The following is a 5,034-nucleotide window of genomic DNA, read 5'->3' as shown; positions in this document are numbered from 1 at the left end:
CACTAAATCACCCGCTTTAATCCGATACATCAAAGCTCTTTAACAGAAATGCTAGCTTCTGCTTCTTTTAATATCAATACGATTTTGTATTCTGTCATCTTTTTCATATTCAAATTCTCTTTTACTTTTATCGTAGTGCATTTTCTACTTTTGGGTTGTACTATTTTAGGGGATAGTTACAGTTCTATTTTTTCAGGAAGTAATTTTGCTTTCGTTGCAAAATAATATTCTCCGTTAGGAGCAGTAATTAATTCCCAAATTAAATTATCTTCTTGTAGTCTAATCATAGCTATACCATTTTTACCGCCAAAAGTACTATCAAAATGAACCTTAATTTGATTATTAATTAACTTAGATGCAAAAGGTATAGGGCAATCTATTTTATTACCATAATTAACAATAGAACATAATTCCCCTATTACTATATTACTATTGTCAATTTTTAATTGTATAGAAAAAACACTATAAGGTATTTCATTTTTTTCTAAATAGATTTCTTCAGTCCAAGTTTGTTCAATATCTACAGCACATGCATAATCTAAATGTAATAAAACAAACAAAACAAATAATATATTGCGCATAAAACTAGCCATCTTTAATTTCCACCTTTAAACAATCATCAACTCTATTTAACCAACCTTTTAAAAAAACATAGTTTTTTGTATGAGTCCCATCATCTTTAATAGCTAATTTAGTATAATATGCTTTCCTAATTTCAGTAATACGCGTTAATAATTTATCTTGATCAGAAATAGAATTAATGATAGTAGCTGTCGCTTCTCCCATTTTTCCATCAATAATAAAATTTTGATTAAACTCATCAACTAGAAGTTGTTGTATTTCTTTTATTGCGCCCCCCGAAGTAATTGTCCAATCATATATCATTAACCCTAATCTATCGTTTTCTATTTTGCAAAATCCTTTTGGTTGCCAATATCGTTTTCTATAGATAATTTCGGCTTGTTCATCTGTAAGTTTTTGTAAGTTCTCTAAAGTAGGTTCTATCCCCAAATCTTGTTTTGCATATGACACCCATGTATTCCAAGCTATCCCTTTATTAGTCGCTCCTCCGGAATCATTTGGGTTATTTACATATCCTCCTTCATGCTTTAATACTATTTTGGAAATTCTATGGAATTTTAAGGAACAATCGTCTATTTTAATTTTAGTCATAACAGTGATACCCACAGGATGCATAAACCACGCCTTGCCATCAGCGCTAAGCGTGGCTGGTGGGGTGGTTGTGGTATCCGTTGTCTCGCCATTTTCTGGGGGGGTGTTGTTTTGTTGGTTTAACTTGGCTAAGCCTTTAGCGACATCATCCCACCACAACATCTTTTTTATCTTCTCTTTGGTCTTTTCCCAAGCCGTCACTTGTTTTTCTAACGCTTCCATTTTGGCATAAGATTCAAACTGCTCTTTAGTCAACTTTTCCGATGGTGATTGTTGATAATCAGCAGGAAAACGGCTTATTTCTCGTCTTAGTGTTTCAAACCCTTTCGCTTCAGGGGAGTTCTTTGCTTTACCTACACGGCTTAAATATGCATCTAATTTTGCTTCGTTACCTACAGCTAAAAATCCCCTATCCTATATTGTCTATCGTCTTTATCAATAAACACAAGTATCAATTGCAGAACAATGAAGCCATTTTTTTATGGTTTTATTTTTCGGGGTAATATACTCAATATAATAAAATCCATTATTTATCTTTAATAAATTAACTACATCACCTTTAACTAAATACATTTTTGTTTTTTCATTTACATTGGATTTATTGAATAAATAGGATTTCATTACTAAGTTATATGCATTTTCATAATTGATTTCATTATTAGATTTAACACAACTACCTTTTACTTTACCATTTTTCTATCCTTCAAATTATCTTTTTGCGTTGCTGGCAAATTTTCTAGTAGATAAAGGTTAAAGTAGAATTAACAAAAAACAAGCAGCAATGCCGGCATGCTATTTATACAATTTTCAAGTTTTAACTTTTTAACTCCAAATCACCAAAATTAGTCCTCTTTTCTTGAACTAATTAACTCTAACTTGTCATTAATAAAATTATAATATTTTCTTCTGTATCTTTCTTTATCTTCATTTACATCGGGATCTGCTATTATTCCAGAAATAATAATTAAACTACTATCTAAATGGTATTCTATTGAAAACCCATTTTCTCCATTTTCATCTTCTATTAAATAAGCATTAGGTAAACCAATAACTTTGTTAGAAAGTAAGTTTCTAATTTCTCCACAAATAGCACCGCCACCACATCCATAGACCTTAATTAAATAGTGATAAGCAAAGTTTGCATGTTTAATTTTTGTTTTAGTTTTAATAGGAAAATCATTAAAATTTAAGTTAATATGGTCTTCGCCTTGAGCTGCGCAAGAATAATCAACTGAAAAGATAATGAAACATAAAATAGCATACTTAAATACTTTCATATCTATCACCAACTCCCATTTTTCGATTCTATCAATGCATCAACCATTTGATCTGGTAGTATATGGGCCGAATTCAGCCCATCACCTTGATAATATGATGAGCCTTCAAAAGCAGCAACCCGTCCTCCACTTATCGTTTTACCTTTACGTACCCCAGCTGATGCAAACTCTTTTGCCCAATCATAGATTGCATCTTCAACATCACCATCATGCTCTAAATATTTTATTATGCTTTTCCTTTTAATCTTTATTAAATATTCTTCAAATAAAGTATCTTGTGTTTCTTTATTATATTTCAGCGATAAATCTAATTTTAAATAAGCCACAGCAGCTTTTAAAGTTTGAGGAATTATTTGAAAACGTCCAGCAGCAAATATTTCTTTTTTTGATTGTTTATCAATTAACTCTTCTATTGTCATAGATGTTAAGTTAGTATTAAAAAAAGCTCTTAATTTTGGTTTAGTTTGATTATAAGCTGAATAATCATTATTGGATTCTACTTTCCCTAATAATAAAGCAAATGGACTTTCAGCCCAACCTCTCTTTTTTTCAACCTTAAAATAATCCATCATCGCTACGGGATGCATAAACCACGCCTTGCCATCAGCGTTAAGCATGGCTGGTGGGGTGGTGTCTGCTGGGGTAGTTGTGGTATCCGTTGTCTCGCCATTTTCTGGAGGCGTGTCGTTTTGTTGGTTTAGCTTGGCTAAGCCTTTAGCAACATCATCCCACCACAACATCTTTTTTATCTTCTCTTTGGTCTTTTCCCAAGCTGTTACTTGTTTTTCTAATGCTTCTATTTTGGCATAAGATTCAAACTGCTCTTTAGTCAGCTTTTCCGATAGCGATTGTTGATAACCAGCAGGAAAACGGCTTATTTCTCGTCTTAGTGTTTCAAAGCTTACTTTATTAGGTATATATAAATTAGTATCTTTATTTAATCCTATATCATAATAAATCTTAAAATACCCTCTATCTGAAAAAGTGGTTATTATTCTTATTAAATTATTTTCATCATAACGCGTTAATACTTTTTCAAAACGATTTCCACCATCTTCATCAAAACTCGGGATCTTTGTAATCAAATTATTATTATGGTAAAGATTAATAATATTTCTATTATTTTCAGTATCGAAAACTGCCTTATTAACCACCTTGTGATCAATATCAAATGTCAATCTTTCAGCATATGAGTTTCTGAAAAAACAATCAAAAAAATAAATAATATTAGTTTAAATTTCATTATTGTTTTCTTTCTTTATTAAGATATTTTATCAATCCCTCTTTCGTTGAAAATTCGCAGCGTTCTTTTGTTTCAAAATCATCTATACAATTGATTTTTGATATAAAAGAATCATCTCCTATAAAATATAATGCTCTTAATATACCATCATCTTCTACAAATAAAGGTAATTCTATAAAACGATACCATGTAGTTAGCTCTGTACCTTCTTTCAATAAAATGTAGATATATTTATTACCGGATTTTTTTCTAGTAAATTCGAAGGCACTTACTACTTCACTATTTCCATATTGATATGAATAAACTTCTAGTGCTTTATACAATTCTCTATTATTATTAGTTAAAAAATAAACCTCTAAATTACGTGTTCCATTGTCAAATGAATTGCTAAGAAATAGAGCGATACCTTTCTTACCTTTATATTCAACCTCAATTGGTAAATGAGCTATGTTATTATATTTAGGGAATCGAAATTTTTCGGGAATGGTATCTAAATCCTCATCAGGATCAGCATAAGCATTTTGTCCTATAAAAATTAAGCTTAATAATATAAACAACATTGTTTTAAACTTCATTGTAACTCCTCATTAAAAAGAAATAGAATCAAAAATTTTTTCTTTTTTTATTTTTTTAAAGTTTTCCCGACGATTTTCATAAGTTTTAGTATTTTTATTGATTATTTCTGTAATTTTATCAACATGTTCTCCTTTATCACCGTTATCTGCCTTTTTATGTAATTTATATTTCAACCAGAAATATACTGCAGATAACAATAAATAATTCTTGGAAAGAACTAAATCGGGATTTGTAACAAAATCGACCCTAGTTTTATACGTTTGTTCATACCAATCTGTTAATCCTTGATAATTTGCTTTACCCGTTAACTGAAACATACCACGTCCTCTGAATTTCCAACCATCACCACTATTAATATCACCATTCCCCATTCTATTTCCATATACTCGATTTGCTATGGCTTCTTGATCTGCGGCATGCGGATTATTTTCTGGTTTATCTACTCGACCATATAATTTTGCTTCACTAGGGTTTTCACGGAAATAACTAAAAGCTCTTAATGCACTGTAACTATAATTTAAACTTTCAGCAGATGAAGTGCATTTAGCCCCAACTTCTTGCAAACTTTGAGCAAAAAAATGGGTTAATCTTAATTCAGTATCTAGATGAAATAATTTATAGTTTTTGTTGATATCACGAGCTATATTATTTAATGTTTCATTATCTGCTTGCGTAAAAATACGTTTTAACATATCAACTGTTATACACGATTTTGGTTTGAAATTAAATAATGCTATAGGATGAATAAACCACGCCTTGCCATCA

6 protein-coding genes are annotated in these 5,034 nt (G+C 30.5%); all 6 read right to left on the bottom strand.

Annotated elements, in window-relative coordinates:
• Positions 1-176 precede the first annotated feature (176 nt).
• Positions 177-593 carry a hypothetical protein gene (locus BQ5209_RS10475; protein WP_085248763.1) on the bottom strand — a complete coding sequence of 139 codons (417 nt, stop codon included), beginning with the start codon at positions 591-593 and terminating at the stop codon, positions 177-179.
• Positions 586-1,428 (bottom strand): glycoside hydrolase family 108 protein, encoded by an 843-nt coding sequence (locus BQ5209_RS10470; protein ID WP_208610032.1) that lies wholly within the window; start codon positions 1,426-1,428, stop codon positions 586-588. The genes BQ5209_RS10475 and BQ5209_RS10470 overlap by 8 nt, the downstream gene beginning before the upstream one ends.
• Before the next feature lie 587 nt (positions 1,429-2,015).
• Complete coding sequence (locus BQ5209_RS10465; protein WP_085248761.1) at positions 2,016-2,450, bottom strand: hypothetical protein; 435 nt, start codon at positions 2,448-2,450, stop codon at positions 2,016-2,018.
• Between the two features lie 5 nt (positions 2,451-2,455).
• Positions 2,456-3,628: a hypothetical protein gene (locus BQ5209_RS10460; RefSeq protein ID WP_085248759.1), complete on the bottom strand. Its 1,173-nt coding sequence runs from the start codon at positions 3,626-3,628 to the stop codon at positions 2,456-2,458.
• Between the two features lie 64 nt (positions 3,629-3,692).
• Positions 3,693-4,268 carry a hypothetical protein gene (locus BQ5209_RS10455; protein ID WP_085248757.1) on the bottom strand — a complete coding sequence of 192 codons (576 nt, stop codon included), beginning with the start codon at positions 4,266-4,268 and terminating at the stop codon, positions 3,693-3,695.
• A 12-nt stretch (positions 4,269-4,280) separates the two neighbouring features.
• Positions 4,281-5,034 (bottom strand): glycoside hydrolase family 19 protein (locus tag BQ5209_RS10450; protein ID WP_208610031.1); only part of this gene is annotated, 754 nt, incomplete at its 5' end.

The organism is Gilliamella mensalis, assembly GCF_900103085.1.
Lineage (GTDB): Bacteria > Pseudomonadota > Gammaproteobacteria > Enterobacterales > Orbaceae > Gilliamella > Gilliamella mensalis.
Note: the sequence above shows the minus strand (reverse complement) of the source record. Positions and strands in the feature narration are given on the sequence as shown.

Coding starts and splice junctions, on each gene's coding strand:
- BQ5209_RS10455 (WP_085248757.1), bottom strand. CDS start 4,268: ATGAAGTTTAAAACAATGTTGTTTATATTATTAAGCTTAATTTTTATA.
- BQ5209_RS10475 (WP_085248763.1), bottom strand. CDS start 593: ATGGCTAGTTTTATGCGCAATATATTATTTGTTTTGTTTGTTTTATTA.
- BQ5209_RS10465 (WP_085248761.1), bottom strand. CDS start 2,450: ATGAAAGTATTTAAGTATGCTATTTTATGTTTCATTATCTTTTCAGTT.